This is a genomic window from Amycolatopsis sp. NPDC051106, assembly GCF_040682775.1.
Lineage (GTDB): Bacteria > Actinomycetota > Actinomycetes > Mycobacteriales > Pseudonocardiaceae > Amycolatopsis.
Genome location: NZ_JBFBBQ010000021.1, coordinates 74,989 through 100,521 on the forward strand (window position 1 = coordinate 74,989; position 25,533 = coordinate 100,521).

The window sequence follows — 25,533 nt, forward strand, 5'->3', positions numbered from 1 at the left end:
AGCAGGATCTCCCGGACGTCCCAGATGCCTGTGAACCTGCCTGTATGGCAAAGGGACAAAATCAGTTCACCACTCACGCGGACCTTTTCGATCTGAGTGGGAAGTACGCACTCGTCACTGGCGGCACCAAAGGAATCGGGATGATGATCGCGCGCGGCCTTCTGCAGGCGGGTGCTCGCGTCGTCATCAGCTCACGCAACGCGGACGCGTGCGCGGAGGCACAGCAGCTGCTGTCCGAATTCGGCGACGTCCAGGCAATCCCCGCCGACCTGTCCAAGCACGACGAGTGTCAGCGCCTCGCCGATCTCGTCAAGGCCGGCTCGGAACGCCTGGACATCCTCGTCAACAACGCGGGAGCGATGTGGCGCGAGCCGCTGGAGACGTTCCCGGACGAGGCCTGGGACACAGTGCTCGACCTCAACCTCAAGTCGCCGTTCTGGCTGGTGCAGGCGCTGCTCCCCGCGCTTCGCCGGGCGGGCACCGCCGACGATCCCGCGCGGGTCATCAACATCGGCAGTATCGCCGCCGTCCACGTCGCCGAGTCGCCCAACTATTCGTACGCCAGCAGCAAAGCCGGACTCCACCAGCTCACCAGGGTGCTGGCCAGGGAACTGGGCCCCCAGCACATCACGGTGAACGCGGTAGCCCCCGGACCGTTCCCGTCGCGGATGATGGCGTCCACGCTCGAAGCCGTCGGCGACACGATCGCGGCGAAGGCCCCTCTGCGCCGGCTCGGCCGCGACGACGACATGGCGGGCATCGCCGTGTTCCTCGCCGGCCGGGCCAGTTCCTACCTCACGGGCGCCATCATCCCGGTGGACGGCGGCATCGCCACGACCGCAACAGGTACCTAGGCTTCGGGGGCACCGGCAGAACCTCCCTTCGGCTGCGGACAGCGCCTACGGTGACGAGGTGACCCCGATCGACTTGCGCACCGAGATCAAGGAGTTCCTGAGCTCCCGTCGCGCGCGGATCACGCCCGAGCGGGCCGGCCTGCCCGCCTACGGCGGCAACCGCCGGGTCAAAGGTCTGCGTCGCGAAGAGGTGGCTCTCCTGGCCGGGGTATCGGTCGACTACTACGTGCGCATGGAGCGCGGCGGCCTCGCCGGCGCCTCCGACGGGGTGCTCGACGCGGTGGCCTCGGCCTTGCACCTCGACGAAGCCGAGCGCGATCACCTGTTCCACCTTGCGCGGCAGTCCCGGTCGCCCGGCGGTCCACGCCGCCGGCGCCCCGCCGTGACGGTGCGTCCGGCGCTTCAGCGGGTGCTCGACGCCATGACCGATGCACCGGCGTGGATTTGCAACGGCCGTTATGACGTGCTGGCCACGAATCACCTCGCCCGCGCGCTGTATTCCCCGGTACTGGCCGACCCGCGACGGCCGGCGAACACCGCGCGGTTCGTGTACCTGGATCCCGAATCGGCAGAGACGTTCTTCGTCGACTACGACCGAATCGCCCGCGATGTGGCCGCGAAGCTACGCATGGAAGCCGGCCGCAATCCGCACGACGAGGAACTGATCGCCCTGGTCGGTGAGTTGTCGACCCGCAGCGAACTGTTTCGGCAGCGGTGGGCATCTCAGGACGTCCGGCTCCACCGGTCCGGACTCAAGCGTGTGCACCACCCGGTGGTGGGCCGGCTCGACCTGGACGTCGAGTCGATGGAACTGTCCGCCGAACCCGGCCTGCTCCTGAACGTCTACACCGCCCCCGCCGGCACGGCGACCGCGGACGGTCTGGCCCTATTGGCGTCGTGGGCCAGCCAGGAGAAGGTTTCGTCAGACTGACAGTCACCCAGGTCATGCAAAAGCCCGGTTCACCAGAAAGGTGAACCGGGCTTTGACTTGCGTGGGCCTACCAGGACTTGAACCTGGGACCTCTTCGTTATCAGGGCAAGATCGCGGATCACCCATAGCTTCAGACGGCCGCTGACCTGGCGGCTGAGCGTCCATGGACGTCCGCTGGAGACCACCGTCGAGTCCCTCGATTGTCACTCAGTTCGTCACTCGTTCCTTGCGCCTCGCCGGTCGACAACACATCAAGCCAACGCACTGCCTGCGGAGACGCCGCGATCCAGAGAACGGAGTCAGCCGGATTCAAGACTTGGCACCCGGCCTGCGTGACGTTCCGCTCCGTGGCTTCCTCACCACCCCCAGTTGGCGTTTGACCTCACTATCGAGGATGAGTCGATCCGGAGTACCACTGAACGCCCGGACAGTGTCGAGTAGCGTGCGGTCGCGCCGGCCGGTCAGCTTCGGCTCAATGAGGTCGAGGAGCTCGGCCCACTTCTCCCTAGCCAGGGTGCGCTGGAGGCGACTGGAGATCGTGCTGTCGGCGAAGGTGCGCCGCGCGATTCCGGCCTGGGCAGAGTCGAACGTGCCGATCAGTTCCTTATATATGGGATCAGCCGCCCATGACTTACCGTGTCCGTTAGTAAGAAAAACGTAGATGAGCTGGCGGACATAGGTCGTGCTGAACCCGTCCGGGACCTGGCCATGCTTGCCCACTAGGGCTTGCAACCTGCGGGCGACCGGAGGTTCGTTGGAGAAGTTGTCCCAGCCTTCGTGTGCGGCGATGAGGTCATCGAGTGCTTGGGAGAGTTCCGCCTTGCGCTCGGTGTCCGCCAGGTAGGCGGTGCCGTCGACGAGATCGAGCAGTTCCCGGGCGCGCGTAGCCCGGTCGGTGTCACCGTTAGCCCGGAACCGCGCAAGCTTGACGCCGAAGTCGATGCGCTTGTCTTCTCCGACGTAGGGCCAGAGATCGGGCCACAGATTGCGAACATTGTCCTGTGTGTCCGGACTCGCGTCGGGTGGGTTATAGATACCGAACAGGCCGGCGGCGAGATTGTCGGCCTGTTCCAGAGGAAGGTTGTCGAAGAACGCTGCGGCAATGTCCAGTTCATTCTGGGACATGCGCTTTGTCTTGATGTTGTAAAGGAGTCGACCGATCTCAGCAACGACGGTGGCATGTGGCAACGTGATGACCTCGCGGATGCAGGTCTCCAGCCACGCTACGAGGTTTAGCCCAGTCAGCGAGACGTCGGTCGGGTGCGCCGAACTGGCGTAGTTACGCATGTACCGGATGTGGTCAAGCTGCCGATAGCCGATGTTGCTGATCAGTTGAATCTTGGCAGCAGCTTCCATCAGCTTGGAATCGTCAAGCTTGGGCAAGTCTTCAGGGGTGCGCAGGCCCTTGCGCTTGGCGGGGTCAGGCTCGGCGAGATCGAAAAAGTACTCGACGTCGAATGCGGCAACCCGCTTCCGAAGCTCGCTGATCGTCTCGTCCCAGAGGTAGGTCAGGGCAGCGTCGAACAGTCCAACCGATGCGGCCATCATCATCTTGGAGATGTAAGAGGCGCGGGCACGCTGCTCATCGTCGAGTTTGTCGAGGGCATCCTCCGCGTTGCGGAGCAGCTTCTCCCGTTCCCTGACATCGACGATGATGCCTTCGGTGGGCAGCCCCAACCTGTCGATGGAGTTGAGCATGAGACTCTCGAACGCTTCGAGGTCCTGGCGCGCGGCTTCGACCACAGCGCGCGAGTTCACTCGGACGATTTGACCGGAAACCGGCTGGCCTGCCTCGTCGGCAGCACGACCGCTCATGCTGATGCCCTCCAAGTAAGTGACGATCACCAGATCGCCGCCACCTGGCTTGCCCGTTACAGACCCGAAGAACGACCACACAGATCGTAACGATCGAGTGCCACGGTGACGTGGCATGCGTCGCAGGAGCCCCCGGACTACAGCCGCCGAGGTAACGAATCCGACACTGCTACCCGTAACCAACCTGGGTTCTCATCCAACGAGCTGAGTGACATATATCACACTTAACACTGTTGACTTTTCATGAAGTGGTCTCCGGGCGGGTTCGACCGCGTTCCTATTTTCCCTAAGCCGAGCCGACCTCCACGCTCTTAGCACCTGCGCTCGACGACATTTCTCTTGCTACTCCGCAAGATCGCAGGAGTACATTCATACAAGCCGGGCGGACTGAAGGTCCAAACCACAGCGTCGACTCGCTGACGTGCAGGTAGTTGCCATCCGCACCCTCACCTCAAGACTGGACACGAAGATTGTCCACTCTTAGCCCACTGGGCGGATTGTGGACACGCAAATGTCCATTGCCGATTTGATCCGGTGCGCGCGAGAGTTGATGTCAGCGATCTGTCCCATGGTCCGGACGGCTTCGCCGAGGGGGTCCTGGTGGCAGCCAGCGACCCCCTCAAGCCTTCCTGTGATACCTCACTATGAGTGACGACTCTTCCGTTTGGTCACACGCTGCGTACGATCGGCTTGACCAACCTTCGGGGCTGCCACCCCGCGGTCACGTCCGGACCATGAGCGGAAGGCATACAGTAGTGAGATTCCATCGGCAGCAAAACCCATGCACTGCCTGTCCAACTCCTCGGGAATGGCCTCGTAGAAGGTCGCAGACGATTGTCATCGTCATTTCTATCCAGATATTTACAACGTTTCTCATCTTGCGTGGCTACCCGCTCGAAGGGGCCATTGCGGCTTCGACCGGAATTTGTTTAGTCGCGCGTCGGCTCGTTCACAATTCTGCCCATAAGCAGCCCGGCTGGATTTCGTGATTAATGCCGCGCAGAGGGACAGTCGAGACACTCCCGGACCACACTACGATAACCGGGCCCCTCTGCGCGGCACCCCAGGCACTCAGCCACCTCTTGACTGCGGGAGGTGACAATGTCTAGTCGCAGCGAGTTGGTCTACGAATTAAAGTCTCTCCGAAAAGGACGAGGGTTAGCAGGGCGCATCGAAGGTCGAGTTGGACCCTTCCTGCGCTCCGCTGCCGGAGTCACGGAGAATGACGCGGTAGAAGTCATTCGAACCAAGGTATCGGCTCGACTATCGGAACTTGCGGCACATCTTCCAGACGACCTCAGATTGGCAGTATTGGCCGCTTTCGCAATCGAGACGGAGGCGCGCCAACCCCTGTATCAGGATCGCGTTCGCTGGGCGGCAGCGCGAGTCGATCGAGACCCTCGGACAGTTCGCAGACGAGTCGACGAAGCTATCGACCTCCTGGCAGAGCTCAGCGTCAGCACACAGACCTCATCGGCGACCAGTTCGCTGGTGAGCGGTTGGCACACCGCTGAACTTCGAGCATGGATGACTCTAAACCGATCCAGAGCCGAATGCTTCGAAGTGCGTACCATTGTTGCCGACTCCGAAGGGGTCGCCAGTGTCGATCTTGCATTGAGCGGCTACGCAAATTCCTCTCAAATAGACGTCGATAGACCCGACTACTCCACCGTCACCATATTCCAAGGTGGAATTTTGCGCGACCACTGGATAGAATCTAGCGATCGCATTGGCATGACACTGGAACTACCGCATACACTTCATCGAGGCGAGCGCCACCAGATCGCATTACGCTTCGAAAGCCGGAATGAGCCGTCATTCTACATTTGCGTACCAAGAGCACCGTGCGACTACTTTGAGGTAAGTGTCCGATTCAATGATCGAATTCCGGAAGATCCCCGCGTCCTAGAGGGCGCATTTCAACGCGATGTTACTGACCCAGGATTTCAAGGCCAACCCTCGAAGGTAGACGAAGCAGGAGAAATTAAGCATCGATTCCGAAATTTGACTCCGGGGCTATCCTATGGTTTGCGCTGGTCCGCAAACTCGCGTTCGGGCGCTCAGAGTCACTAGCTACGGTCGCTCTGAGAGCGCAGTTTCCTTACTCGCCCACCACGCCGTAATGGATGGCGAGCGCGGCGAACTCCATGCCTCGGCGTCGAGTTGCTCGATCGACGAGACGACGCATCGTGGTCTTACCGAGAGGCTGATAGCGCACCCAGTCGGGTGCCAGGTCGCGTGCCTCCGCGAGCCAGCTGAGCGCGTCTCGGTCGTGGCGAAGGTCGGCCGCCGAAGCAGCGAGGAGCAGCCGGTGGCCGCCCTCCCAGAAGGCCGGAACGTCGCCCGCCGTGTCGGGCACAGCGGCCGCCAGGCGAAGTGCCTCTTCCGGTCGCCGGCGCGCGCTGCAAGCTCGACGTTCTGAAGTGCCGCGAAGCACGCCCGCTCGCGTGGCCCGAGGTCGACGTGATCGGGAAGCTGGAGGCAGAGCCGCCGATTCCTCCGCACGTCAACGTGTGGCGGTCGGTACGGGCGGGTGGGGACACGAAGACCAAGAAGTCGCGGCGGTCGCTCGCGCTTCCCGGCCGGGCAGTCGACGCGCTGGAACGCCAGAAGCTCCGACAGAAGCGTCAGCGCGAGTCGGCCGGCGACCGGTGGCAAGAACTCGGGATCGTGTTCGCGTCGGACGTCGGGGCACAGCTCGATGCAGCCAACGTCCGGCGCGGGTTCCGGCGCATCTTGAAGTTCGCAGGGCTCAAACCGAATTAGTGGACACCGCGTGAGTTGCGACACAGCTTCGTGTCGCTGCTTTCCGACAGCGGGCTCACCATCGAAGAGATCTCGCGGCTGGTGGGGCACTCGGACACGAAGGTGACCGAACTGGTTTACCGACACCAGTTGCGGCCGGTGATCCAAGACGGAGCGAAAGCGATGGACGCGATCTTCCCGGATTCGGCGACGTAGTCACTCTGACCACCAGGTCCTAGGGGCCGGTTCGCGGTTTCGCGAACTGGCCCTGACCTGCGTGGCTCCGCCACCGTCGATCGCTGACGGGCCAGTCCCTGATGTAGCACCCGGTCGCCCCGCAGCGACTGACCGTGCGTGACGAAGTGGAAGCCAACGCTCCCTCGCCTGCCCGCACTGGACTGGGCGCCAGCGCGTGGAACGCTGGTACTCAGCGGGGCCGCGCTGCTGGCCGGCATGACGGTGCTGTTCGGATGGGTGGACTGGCCGGCGTTGGGCCGGTGGGCACGCCCGCACGCCGTGCCACTAGCCATGTTCGCTGCTGCTGGGGCAGGTATGACTGCCGCCGGATGGCGGCTGCGTGGGCAGCATGCGCCGCGGACACGGGCCTCGGGCATGAGCTGGTGGGTCGTCGCCACTGCCGCGATCGTCGTGGTCGTCGTGGCATGGGTCGCGACTAATTGGCTGCTGGGTGAGGCCACCGCGGCAAAGGATCCCGGCGCCGCGCGGGTCGACGCGATCAAGACTGGGCTCGGCATCGGCGCCGGCACTACGGGCATCTTCGCGCTTCTGCTGGCGGTGCGGCGGCAGTGGCACAGCGAGAGCGACGCGACGGAAAAAAACGTAACCGAGTTGTACACCAAGGCCGCCGACCAACTCGGCTCCTCTGGGGCTCCGGTGCGTCTGGCCGGCCTCTACGCTCTTGAACGGCTCGCCCACAACAATCCGGGGCAGCGACAGAGCATCGTCAACGTCATCTGTGCCTACCTGCGCATGCCCTACACGCCACCCAGCTCCGCACCGGCGACCGACAGCGTGGAACATCAGGAACAGATCCAGGAACGCGAGGTCCGACTGGCTGGCCAACGCATCCTCGCCGATCACCTTGTCCCGCAGAACCGCCGGAAGTTCTGGGACGACATCGACCTCGACCTCACCAACGCGCACCTCATCGACTTCACTCTTCAGAACTGCCAACTGCGGAATGGCCGCTTCAGCGGCGCGACCTTCGCCGGCGAGGCCTCGTTCGACGGCGCGACCTTCGCCGGCGAGGCCTCCTTCGGCGACGCGACCTTTACCGGCGAGGCCTCCTTCGGTGACACGATCTTCGCCCGCGCCGCCGCCTTCGGCGACACGACCTTCACTGGCGACGCTTGGTTCGGCGAATCGACCTTCATTCGCGTCGCCTGGTTCGGCGACGCGAACTTCAGGGGCGACGCCTGGTTCGGCGGCGCGACCTTCGCCAACGAGGCCTCGTTCGTCGACGCGATCTTCACCGGCGACGCCGCCTTCGGCGACACGACCTTCACCGGCGACGCTTGGTTCCAGAAATCGACCTTCACCGGCGACGCGTGGTTCCGCGGCGCGACCTTCGCCCACCTCGCCGCGTTCAGCAAATCGACCTTCACCGGCGACGCCTCCTCCTTCAAAGGCGCGACCTTCACCCGCGCCTCGTTCGGCGACGCGACCTTCACCGGCGACGCCTCGTTCGAAGGCGCGACCTTCACCGGCGACGCCTCGTTCGAAGGCGCGACGTTTACCGGTGCTCTCCCGACGATCGATCGGCGACTCGCTGAGAAAGCTCGATTCGCCAACGTCATCTTCACCAGTTACTCGCCGGACCGTACGACCGTTGCGGGCATCGTCGTGGACGTGCATGAGTTGCCGACAACTACCGACGAGGCCGAGGCTTCCTCGGAGCGACAGTCACCCACTTAGTCACCCAGGTCATGCAAAAGCCCGGTCCGCTAGTAGCGGACCGGGCTTTGACCTGCGTGGGCCTACCAGGACTTGAACCTGGGACCTCTTCGTTATCAGCGAAGCGCTCTAACCGCCTGAGCTATAGGCCCTCGAACGAGGAGAACTTTACAGGACCCCCGAGGGGGCCCTGCAACCGGGTTACTCCCGTTCCGACAGCGTGACCTCGAGGCCGCCCGCGAGGTCGGCCGACACGTTGTAGATGAACGCGCTGACCGTGGCCAAGGCCGACACCAGGACGATGTTGATCGCTCCCAGGATCGCCGCGATGCCGAACACGCGGCCCGCGCTGATCAGCGGTTCCGAGGATGCGTTGGCACCCTCGCCGCCCACTAGGGACGAGTACGTTCCGTTCAGCTTGTCCCAGACGCCCATGCCGTCCAGCACCGTGTACAGGACGCCGACCGCCACCAGCCAGACGAAGAACATCGCGACGCCCAGGACCAGGGACAGCTTCAGGACTGACCACGGGTCGAACCGCTTCACCTGCAGCGACGCCCGGCGCGGGCCGCGGCCCGGGCGCCGCAACGCGCTGGGGCGGGCTCGCTGGGACGACGCCGATGGGACGGCCGCCGCGGACGGCTCGCCGCTCGGCGGGGTGTCTCCACTTCCGCCGAACAGGCGAGGCGCCGCGCTGCCGGTGACCACTGTGCGCTGCTCCGGGGAGACCGGCTGGGTCTCCTCGGCCGCCGGCTCGGGTTTGTAGAGCGCCTCATCCGTGGCCAGCTTCACCGTTGCCTCGGAGTCGCCGTCCTTGCCGACCCGCTGCCAGGGTGGGCTCGCCGGAGTCCCGTTCGAACCCGCTGCCTCGGGATTCTCGGATGGTGTCACGAAGAGTCAGTCCTTACCCGTGCCGTGGTGACGCCGTCTCACTGCTCCGGCGGCGCCGTCGTTTCTTCGTCCGCTTCTGTCGTCTCGGCCGCGGCTTCCGACCCGGCTTCCACCGTGTCTTCCGCCGTGACGTCCGCTTCCGCGTTGTCGTCACCGTTGGCGACGTCCGAGGGCTCGTCCGCGTTGCGTGCGACCGCGAGAAGAGTGGTGCCTTCGCCGAGATTCATCAGCCGGACCCCCTTCGTCTGCCGCCCTGCCTTGCGCACGTCGCCCGCCGGCGTGCGGATCACGCCGCCGCTCGAGGTGATCGCGTAGAGCTCGTCCTCGGCGTCGACGATGAGCGCACCCACCAGCCTGCCACGTTTGCGGTCGTGCTGAATGGTGAGCACACCCTTGCCGCCGCGGCCCTGCACCGGGTAGTCCTCGATCGGGGTGCGCTTGGAGTAGCCGCCGTCCGTCGCGACCAGCAGGAACTTGCCTTCCTTGACCACGCTGATGCCGAGCAGCTCGTCACCGTCGTTGAACCGCATGCCCATCACGCCGGAGGTCGGGCGGCCCATCGGCCGCAGTGCCTCGTCCGTCGCGTGGAAGCGGATCGACTGGCCTTCGGCCGACACCAGGAGCAGGTCGTCCTCCGCCGCCGCCAGCACCGCGCCGACCAGCTCGTCGCCCTCGCGCAGGTTGATGGCGATGAGGCCGCCGGAGCGGTTCGAGTCGAAGTCGGTGAGCTTGGTCTTCTTCACCAGGCCGCGCCTGGTGGCGAGCACCAGGTACGGCGCGGCCTCGTAGTTCTTGATCTGGATGACCTGGGCGATCTGCTCGTCCGGCTGGAACGCCATGAGGTTCGCCACGTGCTGGCCGCGCGCGTTGCGGTTGGCCTCGGGCAGCTCGTACGCCTTGGTCCGGTAGACGCGGCCCTTGTTCGTGAAGAACAGCATCCAGTCGTGCGTCGAGCAGACGAAGAAGTGCTGGACGATGTCGTCCTGCTTCAACGTCGCGCCCTGCACGCCCTTGCCGCCGCGCTTCTGCGAGCGGTACAGGTCGGTTTTCGTTCGCTTGGCGTACCCCGTGCGGGTGATGGTGACGACGACGTCCTCGACCGCGATGAGCTCTTCGTCGGTGACGTCGCCGCTGAACCCGATGATCTTGGTGCGCCGGTCGTCGCCGTACTTCTCGACGATCGCCATCAGCTCGTCGCGGATGATCGCGCGCTGGCGTTCCGGCTTCTCGAGGATGTCCTTGAGGTCGGCGATCTCCAGCTCGATCTCGGCCAGCTGGTCGATGATCCGCTGGCGCTCCAGGGCGGCGAGGCGCCGCAGCTGCATGTCGAGGATCGCGGTGGCCTGGATCTCGTCGACGTCCAGCAGCTCCATCAGGGCCGGCCGGGCCTCGTCCGCGGACGGCGACCGCCGGATCAGCGCGATGACCTCGTCGAGCATGTCGAGCGCCTTGACGTACCCACGCAGGATGTGGGCCCGCTCCTCGGCCTTCTTCAGGCGGTACTTGGTCCGCCGGACGATGACCTCGACCTGGTGCTTCACGTAGTGCCGGATGATCTGGTCGAGCCGCAGCGTGCGCGGCACGCCGTCGACCAGGGCCAGCATGTTGACGCCGAAGTTCTGCTGCAGCTGGGTGTGCTTGTAGAGGTTGTTCAGCACGACCTTCGCGACCGCGTCGCGCTTGATCGTGACGACGATCCGCATGCCGGACCGGCTGTTGGACTCGTCGGCGATGTCGGCGATGCCGGTGAGCTTGCCGTCGCGGACCAGGTTCGCGATGTTCTCGACCAGGTTGTCCGGGTTGACCTGGTACGGCAGCTCGGACACGACCAGGATCGTGCGGCCCTTCGCGTCCTCTTCGACCTCGACGACCGCGCGCATCCGGATCGAGCCGCGGCCGGTGCGGTAGGCGTCCTCGATGCCGGACGTGCCGAGGATCATCGCCCTGGTCGGGAAGTCCGGGCCCTTGACCCGCACGAGCAGCGCGGCCAGGAGCTCGTCGTCGGTCGCCTCGGGGTTCTCCAGCGCCCAGACGACGCCCTCGGAGACCTCGCGCAGGTTGTGCGGCGGGATGTTGGTCGCCATCCCGACCGCGATCCCGGAACCGCCGTTGACCAGCAGGTTCGGGAACCGCGACGGCAGGACGTCCGGCTCCTGCGTGCGGCCGTCGTAGTTGTCGGAGAAGTCGACGGTGTCTTCTTCGATGTCGGCCAGCATCTGCATGGCCAGCGGCGCGAGCCGGGACTCCGTGTACCGCATGGCGGCCGCGGGGTCGTTGCCCGACGAGCCGAAGTTGCCCTGGCCGTCGATCAGCGGGTACCGCAGCGACCACGGCTGGGCGAGCCGGACCAGCGCGTCGTAGATCGCCGAGTCACCGTGCGGGTGGTAGTTGCCCATGACGTCGCCGACGACGCGGGAGCACTTGTTGTACCCGCGGTCCGGCCGGAAACCGGAGTCGAACATCGAGTACAGGATCCGGCGGGCGACCGGCTTGAGGCCGTCACGCACGTCCGGCAGCGCCCGCGACACGATGACGCTCATCGCGTAGTCGATGTAGGAGCGCTGCATCTCCTGCTGGATGTCGACCGGCTCGATCCGGTCGTGTTCCGGAGCCGGCGGCAGAGTTTCCGTCATGAGGTCCTTCTCGAGTGGAGAGTCCTAGCGGGACAAAGAGCGGGGAACGCCTACACGTCCAAGAAGCGCACGTCCTTGGCGTTGCGCGTGATGAACGACCGGCGGGCCTCGACGTCCTCGCCCATCAGGACGGAGAACAGCTCGTCCGCCTGGGCGGCGTCGTCCATCGTGACCTGGCCCAGCAGCCGGTTCGCCGGGTCCATCGTGGTCTCCCACAGCTCTTCGGCGTTCATCTCGCCGAGACCCTTGTAGCGCTGGATCGCGTCGTCCTTCGGCAGGCGCTTGCCGGCCTCGACACCCGCCTGGATGACGGCGTCGCGCTCGCGGTCGGAGTACGCGTACTCCGGCTCCGCCCGCGGCCACTTGATCTTGTACAGCGGCGGCCGCGACAGGAAGACGTGGCCGTGCTCGATCAGCGGCGCCATGAAGCGGAACAGCAGGGTGAGCAGCAGCGTGGTGATGTGCTGGCCGTCGACGTCGGCGTCGGCCATCAGCACGATCTTGTGGTAGCGCAGCTTCGACAGGTCGAACTCGTCGTGGATGCCGGTGCCCAGCGCGGTGATCAGCGACTGGACCTCGGTGTTCTTGAGGACGCGGTCGATGCGGGCCTTCTCGACGTTGATGATCTTGCCGCGGATCGGCAGGATCGCCTGGTACATCGAGTCGCGGCCTTCCTTGGCCGAGCCGCCGGCGGAGTCGCCCTCCACGATGTAGAGCTCGCACTCCGCCGGGTTGGTCGAGCGGCAGTCCTTCAGCTTGCCGGGCAGGCCGCCGATCTCCAGCGCGCCCTTGCGGCGGACGAGGTCACGCGCCTTGCGCGCGGCCATCCGGGCCTGCGCCGAGGAGATCGACTTGTTGATGATCGTCTTCGCCTCGGTGGGGTTGCGCTCGAACCAGTCGGCCAGCCACTCGTTCGACTGCTGCTGCACGAACGTCTTGGCCTCGCTGTTGCCCAGCTTGGTCTTGGTCTGGCCCTCGAACTGCGGCTCGCCCAGCTTGATCGAGACGATCGCGGCGAGGCCCTCGCGCACGTCGTCACCGGTCAGGTTGGCGTCCTTCTCCTTGAGCAGCTTCTTGTCGCGCGCGTACGAGTTGACGACACGGGTCAGCGCGGCGCGGAAGCCCTCTTCGTGGGTGCCGCCCTCGTGCGTGTTGATCGTGTTGGCGAACGTGTAGACCGACGGCGTGAAGCCGGTGTTCCACTGCATCGCGACCTCGACCTCGAGGCCGGTGCCCTTCGCGTCGAAGGAGATCACGCTGGGGTGGATCGGGTCCTTGCTGCCGTTGATGTGCTTGACGAAGTCCTCGAGCCCGCCCGGGTAGCAGTAGACCTTCTCCTTGACGCGGGCGACCTTGCCCTCGGCGTCGGCTTCGGCATCCTCGTCGGCGACGCGCTCGTCGCGCAGGGACAGCGTCAGCCCCTTGTTGAGGAACGCCATCTCCTGGAGGCGGCGCGAGATCGTCTCGAAGTTGAACGTCGTGGTCTCGAAGATGCCGCCGTCGGCCCAGAACGTCATCGTCGTCCCGGTCTCGGTCGCCGGGCCGAGGTCTTCGAGGGGGCCGGGGATCTGGTCGGTGTACAGCTGGCGCCAGCTCCGGCCGCCGTACTTGACCTCGGCGAGCAGCTTCGTCGACAGCGCGTTCACCACGGAGATGCCGACGCCGTGCAGGCCGCCGGACACCGCGTAGGAGTCGCTGTCGAACTTGCCGCCCGCGTGCAGCTGGGTGAGCACGACCTCGATGGTCGGCTTGTTCTCCTTGGGGTGCATGTCGACCGGGATGCCGCGGCCGTCGTCGACGACGCGCACCCCGCCGTCGGCGAGGAGAGTAACCTCGACCTTGGTGGCGTGCCCGGCCATGGCTTCGTCGACCGAGTTGTCGACGACTTCCTGGACGAGGTGGTGCAGACCGCGTTCACCGGTGGAACCGATGTACATGCCGGGGCGCTTGCGGACCGCTTCGAGGCCTTCGAGCACCGTGATCGACGACGCGTTGTACTCGTGCTTGTTCTCGGTCACCGGCGTTGTTTCTCCTCGTCTCGCCCGAGCGGACACTCGCTCCCCTCCAGTGTACTTGGCCGCGTCCGCTGGCATGCGGCAAGGACACCCCTGAGCGCGTCGCAGACGGACGAAATCGGTCCGAGCCGAGTCTTGACGTATCTCGGGAGGTCTGGATGCGTTCTCGGGGCATTCAACCGAGCATCACGCAACCGGGGTCAGCCGTACGTGTCACGCGGGCCGCGGCCCGACACGTGCCGAGGCCCTTTCCGCCAGCTCGGGGCCATCGGACCCTGGATCCGCATGCGCTTGACGACGCCGTTGCCGACGCCCGCCGCGATCTTGGCCAGCAGTTTTCCCTGCAGCAGCCGGAGCTGGGTGGCCCACGCCGTGGAGCTGGCGCGGACGGTGAGCTCGCCGTCCTTGAGCGCGACCGGCTGCGCGTGCTCGGCGACGTCTTCGCCGACCAGCCGGCCCCACTGGGCGAAGACGCGGGCGGTCGTGACGCTCTCGTTCCAGCCGCGGTCGGCGACCAGCCGCGAGACGAGCCGGCCGAGCGGCTGGGGGTCGCGCGGGTCCGCACCAGGTCCCGACCAGCGCCGGCGCCGGGGGTTCTGGCCCCCGCCGCCGACGGTGCGCCGCCGGTACCCCGGCGACGTGCCGCGTTCCTTGGCCTTGGCCTTCGCCGCTTCGAGCGCGGCGTGGGCGAGATCCCGGCCCGTGGTCCCGTTCGGAGCAGCGCCGTCTTCACCCTGCGTGCCCGAAGGCGCGTTCCCGGGTGGGTTAACCCCCGCGCGGGGGGCGTCAAGCGTCCGTTTCGGCGGTTTGGTCACGCGCGGCGATAACTCGGGCACGGGTTTATCCACACTGTCCACAGGTTTGTCCCCAGATCGGTGGGTAACTGCTGTGTCGGCGATCACACGGGGTGTGCGACTTGATCTTGCCGAACCCGGTCCGGGCTGTTCAGCCACGCGAAATCTCACCATCCGCCACCACGAACCGGGACCCGGCCAGCTCGCCGGGCACGTCTTCGTCGACCGCAGCGGTCACCAGCACCTGTTCGGCGCTCGCGGCCACCTCGGCCAGCCGGGCGCGGCGCTTGCGGTCCAGCTCGGCGAACACGTCGTCGAGCAGCAGCACCGGCTCACCCGCCTCCGCGCGCAGCAGCTCGTAGCTGCCGAGCCGGAGGGCAAGCGCGAAGGACCACGACTCGCCGTGGCTCGCGTAGCCCTTGGCCGGCGCCTCGCCGAGGATCAGCTCCAGCTCGTCCCGGTGCGGGCCGACGAGGCTGATCCCGCGCTCGAGCTCCGCCTTCCGAGCTTCGCCGAGCGCCTTGAGGAGGACGTCCTTGAGGACTTCGGGTTGCGCCCGCTCGCCATCCGGTACGCCGTACGTCTCCGGCAGGGCCGCGCCCAGCGAAGACCGGTACGTAATCTTCGCCGGCCGGGAGTCCGGAGCGACGCCCATGTACGCCGAAGCCGCGTACGGCCCGAGGTCCGCGACGAGGTTCAGGCGCGCGGCGAGCAGCTCCGCGCCCGCCACCGCGAGGTGGTCGTCCCAGACTTCCAGCGTCGACAGCGCGTACGGGTCTTCGCGACCCGTACGCCGTTTCCCGGCCGTCTTGAGCAGGGCGTTGCGCTGCTTCAGCACCTTCTCGTAGTCGGCCCGGACCCCCGCGTACCGCGGCGCGCGCAGCACCAGGAGCTCGTCGAGGAACCGGCGTCGCTCGCCCGGGTCACCCCGGACCAGCGCGAGGTCCTCCGGCGAGAACAGCACCGTGCGCAGGATCCCGAGCACGTCACGCGGCCGGCCGACCGCGCCGCGGTTGACCCGGGCGCGGTTCGCACGGCCGGCGGTGATCTCGAGCTCGACCGTCAGTTCGCGGTCCTCGTTGACCACCGCGACCCGCACCAGCGCGCGCTCGCAGCCGTGCCGGATCAGCGGCGCGTCCGTCGCGACGCGGTGCGAGCCCAGCGTCGCGACGTACCCGATCGCTTCGAGCAGGTTGGTCTTGCCGCGACCGTTCTGGCCGACCAGCACGGTCGGCCCGGGTTCGAGGGCGAGATCGGCCTGGGGCCAGGAGCGGAAGTCGGTGACCTGCAGGTGGCGCAGATACACCCGGAACTCCTTATCCGCCGACCTTCTTCACGGCGTGCCCGCCGAACTGGTTGCGCAGCGCGGCGACCGCGCGCATGGCGGCCGAGTGCTCCTGGCGCGAAGCGAACCGCGCGAAGAGCGCGGCCGAGATGACCGGCGCCGGCACCGCGTTGTTGATCGCCTCTTCCAGCGTCCAGCGGCCTTCGCCGGAATCCTCGACGTACCCCTCGAGGTCGTCCAGCTCCGGGTCTTCGTCGAGCGCGCGCACGAGCAGGTCGAGCAGCCAGGACCGGACGACCGTGCCGCGCTGCCAGCCCTTGATCACCGAGGGCACGTCGTTGACGACCTTCGCGGCCTCGAGCAGCTCGAAGCCTTCGGCGAAGGCCTGCATCATGCCGTACTCGATGCCGTTGTGGATCATCTTCGCGTAGTGACCCGCGCCGACGTCGCCCGCGTGCGAGAAGCCTTCCTCGCGCGGGCCTTCCGGGCGCAGCGCGTCGAAGATCGGCATGGCCTTCTCGACGTCGGCCGCGGTGCCGCCGACCATCAGGCCGTAGCCGTTGTCCTTGCCCCACACGCCACCGGACACGCCGCAGTCGACGTAGCCGATGTTCTTCGCCGCGAGCAGATCGGCGTTCAGCTTGTCGTCGGTGTATTTCGAGTTGCCGCCGTCGATCACCATGTCGCCCTCGGCGAGCAGGTTGCTCAGCTCGGTGACGGTCTGGCGGGTCGGGTCGCCGGCCGGGACCATGATCCAGACGATCCGCGGCCCGTCCAGTTTGGACACCAGGTCTTCGAGCGACGTGGTGTCGCTGACGTCCGGGTTGCGGTCGTAGCCGACCACCTCGTGACCGGCCGCGCGCAGCCGCTCACGCATGTTGAAGCCCATCTTGCCCAGGCCGATCAGACCGAGCTGAACCATGAGATCCCCTTAGGTACTAATGAAAAGCGGGTCAGCCCGGGAGGCGGACCGGCATCAGGAGGTAGAGGTAACCGGGGACGACGTTGCCCTCCGGATCGGCGGGCTTGATCAGCGCGGGCCGGTTCGGCGTGGTGAACGTCAGCTCCGCCCGGTCGCTGTGGAGCGCGCCGAGGCCGTCGACGAGGTAACCCGGGTTGAACGCGATGGTCACCGGCTCACCTTCGTACTCGACCTGAAGCTCCTCTTCGGCGCTTCCCTCGTCATCGCCACCCGCGGACAACCGCAGCGTGTTGTCCCCGAATTCCAGTCGTACCTGAGTCCCCCGCTCCGCCACCAGTGAAACGCGCTTGATGCTCTCGGTGAGAGCGGACACGTCGATGACCGCGCGTGACGTGTGCGACGCGGGCAGCAGCTGGCGGTACGGCGGGAACTCCGCGTCGAGCAGGCGGGTCGTCGTGTAGCGCCCGGAACCGGACAGGCCGAGCAGGCCTTCGCCGCTGGCGAGGGCGAGGCGGATCGTGGCGCCGCTCGCGCCGAGCGTTTTGGCGGCTTCGGCGAGGGTGCGCGCCGGGACGAGCACCGCGGCGTCGGCCAGGCCCTCGGCCGGCTGCCAGGTGAACTCGCGCATGGCGAGCCGGAAGCGGTCGGTCGCGACGAGGGTCAGCGAGCTGCCGGAGATCTCGAGCCGCATGCCGGTAAGCATCGGCAGCGTGTCGTCCTTGCCCGCGGCGACGACGACCTGGGTGACGGCCTGGCCGAACGCGTCGCCGGCGAGCTCGCCCGCGAAGGCGGGCTGGGACGGCAGCTGCGGGTAGTCCTCGACCGGCATGGTCGGCAGGGAGAACCGCGCGCTGCCGCAGGTGATGGTGGCGCGCGCGCCGTCGACGGAGATCTCGACCGGCTGCGCGGGCAGTGACTTGGTGATGTCGGCGAGGAGGCGCCCGGACACCAGCAGGCGGCCGCCGTCGGCGATCGTCGCCGGGACGCCGACCGTGGCCGAAACCTCGTAGTCGAAGCCCGAGACCGTCAGTGCGTCGGTGTCGCCGTCGGAACCGGCGTCGAGGAGCACACCGCCCAGCACCGGCACGGGAGGCCGGGAGGGGAGGCTTCTCGCCACCCACGCGACGGCGTCGGCGAGCCCGTCACGCTCGACGCGGATCTTCATGCGCGCATCCTTTCGACGACCGAGCCCCTGTCGGCTCGGGCCAGGCCTCGCTCTGGCGGGGCAGTGACCGGCTGCCCCCTCCGGCCGGTCCGCCCTCGGCGAGAGCGGCCGGAGCACGGACCAGGTGCAGGCATCCACGTTAGGCCGTCGCGGCGGCCCGCGTCACCTCGGGCTGCTCTTCGCTTTGTCGACATGACGACACGTTCTCGCGGCTGTCCCCAGATTCGTCCGCCGCCTGTTTTTATCTTTTTCTCTCTTAGAAGAGATCTAAAGGCAGTAACAGTAGTAAGTGTTGTGGATTGTGTGGATGGAGCTCCTTTGCGCAGGTCGGAGGGGTCGCGGGCGTGTGGAGAACCATGGTGGCAGTCCTGTGGGTAGATCGGGGCGTCGGTGGATGGTTTCGGGCGACCCCCGATTCGTCCACAGTTGCCCCCAGTTGTCCCCATGGTTGTCCCCAGGTGTGCGGCGATCCGTCCCCAGGGCCTGGGGGTGCGCGGAGGGGTCCGAACCCCTCTTCCGAGTGATCGGCCCCTCCTGTGCACACAATGTGGGCAACCTGTGGAATCAGCGTGGACAAGGGTGTGGATTCACTGTGGATCACCTGTGGGCGGGGTGTGGACGAAATCCGCGTCGTCGCTGATCAGAGATCCGCTGGCACTGTGGGCAAACTGCCCACACCATGGGGAAAGTTCCTTGTGTACAAACAATTTCCGCGAGTTTGCGAAGCGCGCGTACGCGCGCTTCGCTGCTTCGCCCGCTTCGGACAGTCCAAAGACGACAAAGGGGCGTCCACAGTGCGTGGACGCCCCGAAGTCGTTGCGGGATAAGGGATGTGCTACTGGCGGGCGCGCTGCTTGATGCGCGACGTCAGCTCCTGCACCTGGTCGTAGATCCGCCGGCGCTCGGCCATCTCCTTGCGGATCTTCTTGTCCGCGTGCATGACGGTCGTGTGGTCGCGGCCGCCGAACGTCTGCCCGATCTTCGGCAGCGACATGTCGGTCAGCTCGCGGCAGAGGTACATCGCGATCTGGCGGGACGTGGCGAGCGCCTTCGTCTTGCCGGGGCCGCACAGGTCGTCGAGCGTGACGTCGAAGAACTCGGAGATGACGCCCATGATCGTGGGCGCGGTGATCTCCGGGGCGTGCGAGTCGGGGATGAGGTCCCGCAGCACGATCTCCGCCAGCGCGGCGTCCACCGGCTGCTGGTTCAGCGACGCGAACGCGGTGACGCGGATGAGCGCGCCTTCGAGCTCCCGGATGTTCGCCTCGACGCGCGAGGCGATGAACTCCAGGACGTCGCCCGGCACCGCCAGCCTGTCCTGCGCCGCCTTCTTGCGGAGGATCGCGATGCGCGTCTCGAGCTCGGGCGGCTGGATGTCGGTGATCAGGCCCCACTCGAACCGCGTCCGCAGCCGGTCTTCCAGCGTCTCGAGGCGCTTGGGCGGGCGGTCGGAGCTGACGACGATCTGCTTGTTCGCGTTGTGGAGGGTGTTGAAGGTGTGGAAGAACTCTTCCTGCGTGCCTTCTTTGCCTTCCAGGAACTGGATGTCGTCGACGAGCAGGATGTCGATGTCGCGGTAGCGCCGCTGGAACGCGACCTTGCGGTCGTCGCGCAGCGAGTTGATGAAGTCGTTCGTGAACTCTTCGGTCGAGACGTACCGGACGCGCATGCCGGGGAAGAGCCGTTGCGCGTAGTGGCCGACCGCGTGCAGCAGGTGCGTCTTGCCGAGCCCGGACTCGCCCCAGATGAAGAGCGGGTTGTACGCGCGGGCCGGTGCTTCGGCGACGGCGACCGCGGCCGCGTGCGCGAAGCGGTTGGACGCACCGATGACGAAGGTGTCGAAGGTGTACTTCTCGTTCAGCTTCGTCTTCGACGTCTGCGGCTGCGCCGGCGCGGTGTAGGGCTGGCCGGCGATCGGCTGGCCGGAGAACGTCGGCCAGATCTCGTGGACGGCGGCGAGCGCTTCGCCCTCTTCGTCGACCTCTTCGTCCGTGTCGTCACCGTCGTCGGGCTTCGGCGCGGCGGACTGGTGCGAGGGCATCGGCGGGGCGGGCTCGGGACGCGGCGGCGGCAGCATCGGACCGGGACCCGGCCGCGGCACGGGCGCCGGCTCCGGGCTGACCCCGTTTTCCACTCGGCCGGGTGACGGCACGTAGTGCGGAGCGGCGACCGGCGCGACGGCTTCGGTGCTGTCGACCTTCACCGCGAGCGAGATGGCGCGGCCGAGCCGCCGGGAAAGCGCGTCGGTGATCGCGCCGCGGAGGCCGCGTTCGATCGCTTCCTTCGCGAAGTCACTGGGGGCCGCCAGGAGCGCGGTGCCGTCGAGCAGGCCGATCGGGCGGGTCACGCGCATCCAGGCGCGCTGCTGGGGGGACAGGGTCCCGTCGGACAGTTCGCGTACCACCTGTTCCCAGATGACGCCCAGATTGTGCTGGTGCTCCGACACCTGTTCGGCTCCCCTCCCCTCGTCGGCGTGGACGACCGACGCCCCTGGTCACGCGGTCCGGGGCCCCTGCGCTGCCTGCGTGTGCATCGGCACAGCGAATATCCACATAGTTGTCCACAGCTGTGCACTAATGTACGGCGACCCGCGGCGACGCCACCTGCGGGCTCGTCGTACGCCGGTGGGCACTCCACCACCCGGATACTCGTGCACCTCGACCGGTGACCCGAGAGAGGCACGCTAACAAGCCCCGCCCGCTGCCACAAGGCATCCTGGGCCGCCAGCATTTCACGGTGTACGGCGGGTGGCCATTCGGTGCCGCGGCGTCGATGATCTCGGCGTCACGCCCGGTCGCGGACCGTGGCGAAGGGGGTGCTTACCGGACGCCCGACGGGGGTGCGTACCCTCGTAAGGTCTCCCGTATCCGACGGGTGCTATTCGCGTGCCCACGTTGTCGTCGCTCGTCGTGACGAGGCCACACGTTGGTAGGAGACACCAGAGACTGCCGTGCGCCCGCACGACACGCCAGGTGGGGGGAAGAGATTCTTCCCGCCCGACGCGACATACAGGAGAAGCAGTGAGCAAGGGTAAGCGCACCTTCCAGCCGAACAACCGCCGTCGCGCGAAGACGCACGGCTTCCGCCTGCGCATGCGTACGCGTGCCGGCCGGGCCATCCTGGCGGGCCGCCGTCGCAAGGGCCGCGCCGCGCTGTCCGCCTGATCCGGCACGTCGGGGCGCGCCGTGCTGCCGGCTGCCGCACGTCTGCGGCGGAGTGAGGACTTCCGGATGGTTCTCCGTCGGGGGTCCCGGGCAGGCAGGCGTCGCCTCGTCGTCCACGCACTGACCACGGACCCGTCCGAGGCCGCCGACGTCACGTCGGCGGCCAGGGCGGGTTTTGTGGTGAGCAAGGCCGTCGGGAACTCGGTGGTCCGCCACCGCGTCACCCGCCGGTTGCGTCATCTCGTTTCGGCCCGGCTCGGAACCCTTCCCCCTGGTAGTGCGTTGGTCGTACGGGCATTGCCGCCGTCCGCGTCCGCGTCCAGCGCGGAGCTCGGGGCCGATCTCGACGCCGCACTGCGCCGTCTGGGACTGTCGCCGTCGCGCCGTCCGGCCGGGGATGCCCCGCGCCCGACGCGTCCCGCGGACGCGGCCCCCGACCACGGATCAGCGGTGTGACCGGCATGCGAGCCACCCACGAGCACGACCACGTCGATGACGGCACCGCCGAGCCCGCGCCTCCGCGGCCCGGTCCCGTCGCGTGGGTCCTGTTGCTCCCCATCAAGCTCTACCGCAAGGCGATCTCGCCCTTCCTCCCGCCGGCTTGCCGGTTCTACCCGAGCTGCAGCGCGTACGCAGTCGAAGCCCTGACCCGGCACGGCGCCGGCGGCGGCTCCTACCTCGCGCTGCGCCGGCTGCTGCGCTGCGGCCCGTGGACCCCGCCCGGCCGCGACCCGGTCCCCGAGAAGTTCTCGTGGCGCTACCGCAGACCTGAAACACCGATCGAGGAGTAGCAGCAGTGCTCGATTTCATCTACTACCCCGTGTCCTTCATCCTCTGGTGTTGGCACAAGGTCTTCGGGTTCGTCTTCGGTGAAGCGACGGCGATCTCCTGGATCCTCGGCATCATCTTCCTCACGTTCACGGTCCGCGGCATCATGTTCAAGCCGTTCGTGAACCAGGTCCGGTCGATGAAGAAGATGCAGGACTTCGCGCCGGAGATGAAGAAGGTCCAGAAGAAGTACGCCAACGACCGGCAGCGCCAGGCGCAGGAGATGCAGAAGCTCCAGCGCGAACACGGCGTGAACCCGCTCGGCAGCTGCTTGCCGATGCTGCTGCAGATCCCGGTGTTCATCGGCCTGAACCACGTGCTCCGCGCGTTCACCATGCCGCCGCCCGGTGGTGGCCCGAAGACCGAGAACTACTTCTTCTCCCAGGCCGACGTCCACTCGTACGTCTCCGCGAAGCTCTTCGGCGTCAACCTCGGCGAGGCCGTCTACAACGGTGTCGGTGTCGTCAGCGGCGGGGCCGCGAACGTCGGCTTCCAGTGGGGCGTGCTCCCGGTGGCGCTGCCGCTGATGATCGTCGCGTCCATCGCCACGCACCTCACCGCGCGGCACTCGGTGGCCCGCCAGAACGCCGCGTCGGCCACCCCGCAGACCGCGATCATGAACAAGCTGACGATGTACATCTTCCCGCTCGGTGTACTCGTCTTCGGTGCGCTGTTCCCGCTCGGCCTCCTCTTCTACTGGCTGGCGAACAACGGCTGGACCCTGATGCAGCAGCGCCTCGTCTACACGAAGATCGACAAGGAAGAGGCCGCTCGCAAGGCCGAAGCCATCGAGAAGCGCGCGTCGCTCGGCCCGAAGCCGGGGCAGAAGCCGGCCGCGCCGAAGGTCGGCCAGAAGCCGGTCCAGCAGAAGAAGAACCAGTCCGCGCAGGGTGGCTCGCAGAAGAAGGTCACGAAGGCGGGTTCGGCCCACGGCTTCGCCCAGACCACGCCGGCCGAGGCCGCCGCGAAGGCGAAAGCGGACGCAGCCGCGAAGGCGGACAGCGCGACCGTGGCGGACCCGGCCCCCGCCGAGACCAACGGCCAGAACGGCTCGAAGGACAACGGCACCGGGGTGCCGGGCCTTCTCAAAGACTCGACCAGGAAGTCGGGCCGGAAGCGCCGCTGAGGCGCGACCGGTTCGGAGAGGAGACGAATGATGTCGGAGACGATCGACACGATCGACGCCGATCAGGACGACGTGACCCCGGAGCCGGCCGCCGACGAGGCCGGCGAGCAGAAGTCGGGGGGTGGCGACGACGTCCTCGTGCAGGAGGGCGACATCGCCGGTGACTACCTCGAGCGGCTGCTCGATCTGCTGGACTACGACGGCGACATCGACCTGGACGTCGAGGCGGGCCGCGCGATCGTGAGCATCGACGGCGGCGAGGACCTCGAGAAGCTCGTCGGTCCCCGCGGCACGGTGCTCGAGGCGCTGCAGGAACTGACGCGGCTCGCGGTCCAGCAGGAGACGGGATCGCGGAGCCGGCTGATGCTGGACATCGCGGGCTGGCGCGCGGACCGCCGCGAGGAGCTGCGCGAGCTCGGCCGCTCGACGGCGGAGTCGGTCCTGCAGAGCGGCGAGCGGGTGCGGCTCCAGCCGATGAGCCCGTTCGAGCGCAAGGTCGTGCACGACGCGGTGGCGACGGTCGCCGGCGTCACGAGCGAGAGCGAGGGCGAAGACCCGAAGCGCCGCGTGGTGATCTTCCCGGAGTCCTGAGTTCAGTTCTTCCGAAGCGGCCCCACTTGACTCGGTCAGGTGGGGCCGCTTCTTTTGTGTGCATGCGTCCTCTGCCCGGTGAGGTACTCCACTTCTCGGAGGACCCGACGATCACCCGCTTCTCCCCGCACGTCGCCGCGACGGCTCGGCAGCCGGAGGCGTACGTCTGGGCGGTCGACGCGGCTCGGGCACCCGACTACTGGTTCCCGCGGCAGTGTCCGCGCGTGCTGGCTTGGACGGTGTCGGAGACGACTTCGACGGACCGGTCGTGGCTCGGGAGTTCTCGGGTCCACGCGATCGAGTACGGCTGGCTCCCGGCGCTGCAGTCTGTGCGGCTGTACGCATACCGGTTCGCGGCGTCGTCGTTCCGGCCGTTCGGATCGCACGCGCACGCGATGGTCGCCACTTCCCCGGTCTCGCCGTTGGGGCCGCCGGAGCCGGTCGGCGATCTCCTGGGGTTGCACGAGGAGGCGGGGATCGAGCTTCGGGTGCTGCCGAACCTGTGGGCGTTCGTCGACGCGGTGTCGGCGAGCTCGCTCGGCTTCAGCGGGATCCGGCTGCGGAACGCTCAACCGCGGCCGGGCGAATCGCAGCACTGAGGTCTCGCGTGGAACGCAGCTCGTGGACGAGGCGGGTGGCCGCGGCGCGCTCGCTTCGGTCGGATCTGCGACCGCGATGCCCGGCGGGTCGCCCGCTCGGCTGAGGCCAGGACCGGTTGGCGCGGGTGAGCGAATTACAGCGGTGAGGTTTCACGTGGAACGCGCCGGAGGATGGCTGCCGGGGTGGTTGCGCCGCGGTGGCCGATGAGCGAGTCGGCTTCGGCGGATCGCTTGGCTCGGCGCCAGGCCGAGCGGATCGGCGGACGAGGCAGACGGTCGGCACTCCCGGTCGGCGTTGGTGGTTCGTCGGCGAGCGGGAGCGGACTCAGCCGGAGTCGGCGATGCCAGCCGGTGAATTACATCGATGATGTTTCACGTGGAACGCGCTCCCTCCCGACCCGACCACCTAGGCTCGTCGTTTCACGTGGAACCATCCCCAGACCGCCGCGGGCCGAGTGGAGTTGTCCACATCTGCGGTCTGTCGGCTCGTATTCGACTCGACATCAGGGACAATCGAACGAGCGCCGTTTCACGTGAAACGCGCGGACGAGGAGTAGACGGAGTGAGCTTGGATCAGGCTGCGGTGGCGGTGCGGACCGCGGCAGGTCGGGTGTTCGGTGAGCACGTGGACCGGGCCGCCGGGTACGTCGAACTCCTGGAACGTCATGGAGTCGAGCGCGGGCTGATCGGACCGCGGGAGGTCGAGCGGCTGTGGGAGCGGCACGTCCTCAACTCCGCCGTCATCGGTGAGCAGATCCCGGAGGGCGCCCGCGTCGTCGATGTCGGGTCGGGTGCCGGGCTTCCGGGAGTACCGCTCGCGATCGCGCGGCCGGACCTCGATATCGTCTTGCTCGAACCGATGGCCCGCCGGGTGGACTGGCTGGCCGAGGTGGCCGAGAAACTGGAACTCCCGATCACCATCGTCCGTGGACGCGCGGAGGAGCGGCCTGTGCGTGAGCAGCTCGGTGGCGCGGACATCGTCACCGCTCGCGCGGTCGCCCCGCTCGCCCGGCTCGCGGACTGGTGCCTGCCGCTCGTCCGGTCCGGCGGCTTCCTGGTTGCCCTCAAGGGTGCCAGCGCGGCGGACGAGATCGAGCGGGACGGCGCCGCCATCAGCAAGGCCGGCGGGGCCGACCCGCTGATCGTCGAATGCGGTGCCGCAGTACTAGAGGTCCCCAGCACGGTCGTGAAGATCCGTCGCCTCCCGACGGCGAGCAAGCCGAAGGCGCGGAGCAGGAAGCGTTAACGAGCCGCGGTGTTC

22 protein-coding genes and 1 tRNA gene are annotated in these 25,533 nt (G+C 67.2%); 12 read left to right on the forward strand and 11 right to left on the reverse strand.

Going from position 1 to position 25,533, the window contains the following annotated elements; translation table 11 throughout:
• The first annotated feature begins 44 nt into the window (after positions 1-44).
• Positions 45-854, forward strand: coding sequence for an SDR family oxidoreductase (locus AB0M83_RS18525; protein ID WP_364518495.1), 810 nt, complete (start codon positions 45-47; stop codon positions 852-854).
• A gap of 58 nt (positions 855-912) precedes the next feature.
• Complete coding sequence (locus tag AB0M83_RS18530) at positions 913-1,785, forward strand: helix-turn-helix transcriptional regulator (RefSeq protein ID WP_364518497.1); 873 nt, start codon at positions 913-915, stop codon at positions 1,783-1,785.
• Between the two features lie 309 nt (positions 1,786-2,094).
• Here AB0M83_RS18530 and AB0M83_RS18535 read toward each other — a convergent pair whose 3' ends face one another.
• On the reverse strand, positions 2,095-3,681 hold the full coding sequence (locus AB0M83_RS18535) for a hypothetical protein (RefSeq protein WP_364518499.1): 1,587 nt from the start codon (positions 3,679-3,681) through the stop codon (positions 2,095-2,097).
• Positions 3,682-5,701: 2,020 nt separating this feature from the next.
• The gene (locus AB0M83_RS18540; RefSeq protein WP_364518501.1) at positions 5,702-5,959 is read right to left on the reverse strand and encodes a hypothetical protein; all 258 of its coding nucleotides are present in this window, start codon (positions 5,957-5,959) and stop codon (positions 5,702-5,704) included.
• A gap of 17 nt (positions 5,960-5,976) precedes the next feature.
• Here AB0M83_RS18540 and AB0M83_RS18545 point away from each other — a divergent pair, with 17 nt between their 5' ends.
• The 3 genes from AB0M83_RS18545 (at position 5,977) to AB0M83_RS18555 (ending at position 8,280) form a co-directional block, all read left to right on the forward strand.
• A complete protein-coding gene (locus tag AB0M83_RS18545; protein ID WP_364518503.1) occupies positions 5,977-6,366 on the forward strand; it encodes a hypothetical protein in 390 nt (129 codons plus the stop codon).
• A 15-nt stretch (positions 6,367-6,381) separates the two neighbouring features.
• Positions 6,382-6,561 carry a hypothetical protein gene (locus AB0M83_RS18550; RefSeq protein WP_364518505.1) on the forward strand — a complete coding sequence of 60 codons (180 nt, stop codon included), beginning with the start codon at positions 6,382-6,384 and terminating at the stop codon, positions 6,559-6,561.
• Between the two features lie 138 nt (positions 6,562-6,699).
• Positions 6,700-8,280, forward strand: coding sequence for a pentapeptide repeat-containing protein (locus AB0M83_RS18555; protein ID WP_364518507.1), 1,581 nt, complete (start codon positions 6,700-6,702; stop codon positions 8,278-8,280).
• A 57-nt stretch (positions 8,281-8,337) separates the two neighbouring features.
• On the opposite strand, the gene AB0M83_RS18560 is transcribed toward AB0M83_RS18555, so the two are convergent.
• From AB0M83_RS18560 to dnaA, 9 genes are all read right to left on the reverse strand, one after another.
• Positions 8,338-8,411 (reverse strand) — tRNA-Ile (locus AB0M83_RS18560).
• Between the two features lie 49 nt (positions 8,412-8,460).
• The gene (locus AB0M83_RS18565; protein ID WP_284743424.1) at positions 8,461-9,150 is read right to left on the reverse strand and encodes a DUF3566 domain-containing protein; all 690 of its coding nucleotides are present in this window, start codon (positions 9,148-9,150) and stop codon (positions 8,461-8,463) included.
• Between the two features lie 38 nt (positions 9,151-9,188).
• Positions 9,189-11,783, reverse strand: coding sequence for a DNA gyrase subunit A (gyrA, locus tag AB0M83_RS18570; protein WP_364518509.1), 2,595 nt, complete (start codon positions 11,781-11,783; stop codon positions 9,189-9,191).
• 50 nt (positions 11,784-11,833) lie between these two features.
• Positions 11,834-13,801 carry a DNA topoisomerase (ATP-hydrolyzing) subunit B gene (gyrB, locus tag AB0M83_RS18575; protein WP_364518511.1) on the reverse strand — a complete coding sequence of 656 codons (1,968 nt, stop codon included), beginning with the start codon at positions 13,799-13,801 and terminating at the stop codon, positions 11,834-11,836.
• 197 nt (positions 13,802-13,998) lie between these two features.
• Complete coding sequence (locus tag AB0M83_RS18580; RefSeq protein ID WP_364518554.1) at positions 13,999-14,613, reverse strand: DciA family protein; 615 nt, start codon at positions 14,611-14,613, stop codon at positions 13,999-14,001.
• A 130-nt stretch (positions 14,614-14,743) separates the two neighbouring features.
• Positions 14,744-15,898 (reverse strand): DNA replication/repair protein RecF, encoded by a 1,155-nt coding sequence (gene recF, locus AB0M83_RS18585; RefSeq protein ID WP_364518513.1) that lies wholly within the window; start codon positions 15,896-15,898, stop codon positions 14,744-14,746.
• Positions 15,899-15,908: 10 nt separating this feature from the next.
• Positions 15,909-16,799: a phosphogluconate dehydrogenase (NAD(+)-dependent, decarboxylating) gene (gene gnd, locus AB0M83_RS18590; protein ID WP_364518515.1), complete on the reverse strand. Its 891-nt coding sequence runs from the start codon at positions 16,797-16,799 to the stop codon at positions 15,909-15,911.
• A gap of 31 nt (positions 16,800-16,830) precedes the next feature.
• The gene (gene dnaN / locus AB0M83_RS18595; RefSeq protein WP_364518517.1) at positions 16,831-17,964 is read right to left on the reverse strand and encodes a DNA polymerase III subunit beta; all 1,134 of its coding nucleotides are present in this window, start codon (positions 17,962-17,964) and stop codon (positions 16,831-16,833) included.
• A gap of 835 nt (positions 17,965-18,799) precedes the next feature.
• Positions 18,800-20,410: a chromosomal replication initiator protein DnaA gene (gene dnaA, locus AB0M83_RS18600; protein ID WP_364518519.1), complete on the reverse strand. Its 1,611-nt coding sequence runs from the start codon at positions 20,408-20,410 to the stop codon at positions 18,800-18,802.
• A gap of 574 nt (positions 20,411-20,984) precedes the next feature.
• Here dnaA and rpmH point away from each other — a divergent pair.
• From rpmH to rsmG, 7 genes are all read left to right on the forward strand, one after another.
• The gene (gene rpmH, locus AB0M83_RS18605; protein ID WP_003082934.1) at positions 20,985-21,128 is read left to right on the forward strand and encodes a 50S ribosomal protein L34; all 144 of its coding nucleotides are present in this window, start codon (positions 20,985-20,987) and stop codon (positions 21,126-21,128) included.
• A gap of 21 nt (positions 21,129-21,149) precedes the next feature.
• The gene (rnpA, locus tag AB0M83_RS18610; protein WP_364518521.1) at positions 21,150-21,584 is read left to right on the forward strand and encodes a ribonuclease P protein component; all 435 of its coding nucleotides are present in this window, start codon (positions 21,150-21,152) and stop codon (positions 21,582-21,584) included.
• Between the two features lie 5 nt (positions 21,585-21,589).
• Complete coding sequence (yidD, locus tag AB0M83_RS18615) at positions 21,590-21,919, forward strand: membrane protein insertion efficiency factor YidD (protein WP_364518523.1); 330 nt, start codon at positions 21,590-21,592, stop codon at positions 21,917-21,919.
• A gap of 5 nt (positions 21,920-21,924) precedes the next feature.
• Positions 21,925-23,082 (forward strand): membrane protein insertase YidC, encoded by a 1,158-nt coding sequence (gene yidC / locus AB0M83_RS18620; RefSeq protein WP_364518525.1) that lies wholly within the window; start codon positions 21,925-21,927, stop codon positions 23,080-23,082.
• A 30-nt stretch (positions 23,083-23,112) separates the two neighbouring features.
• Positions 23,113-23,673 (forward strand): R3H domain-containing nucleic acid-binding protein, encoded by a 561-nt coding sequence (locus AB0M83_RS18625; protein ID WP_364518527.1) that lies wholly within the window; start codon positions 23,113-23,115, stop codon positions 23,671-23,673.
• Positions 23,674-23,735: 62 nt separating this feature from the next.
• Positions 23,736-24,272: a DUF6886 family protein gene (locus tag AB0M83_RS18630; protein ID WP_364518529.1), complete on the forward strand. Its 537-nt coding sequence runs from the start codon at positions 23,736-23,738 to the stop codon at positions 24,270-24,272.
• Positions 24,273-24,834: 562 nt separating this feature from the next.
• The gene (gene rsmG, locus AB0M83_RS18635; RefSeq protein WP_364518531.1) at positions 24,835-25,518 is read left to right on the forward strand and encodes a 16S rRNA (guanine(527)-N(7))-methyltransferase RsmG; all 684 of its coding nucleotides are present in this window, start codon (positions 24,835-24,837) and stop codon (positions 25,516-25,518) included.
• The last annotated feature ends 15 nt before the right edge of the window (positions 25,519-25,533 follow it).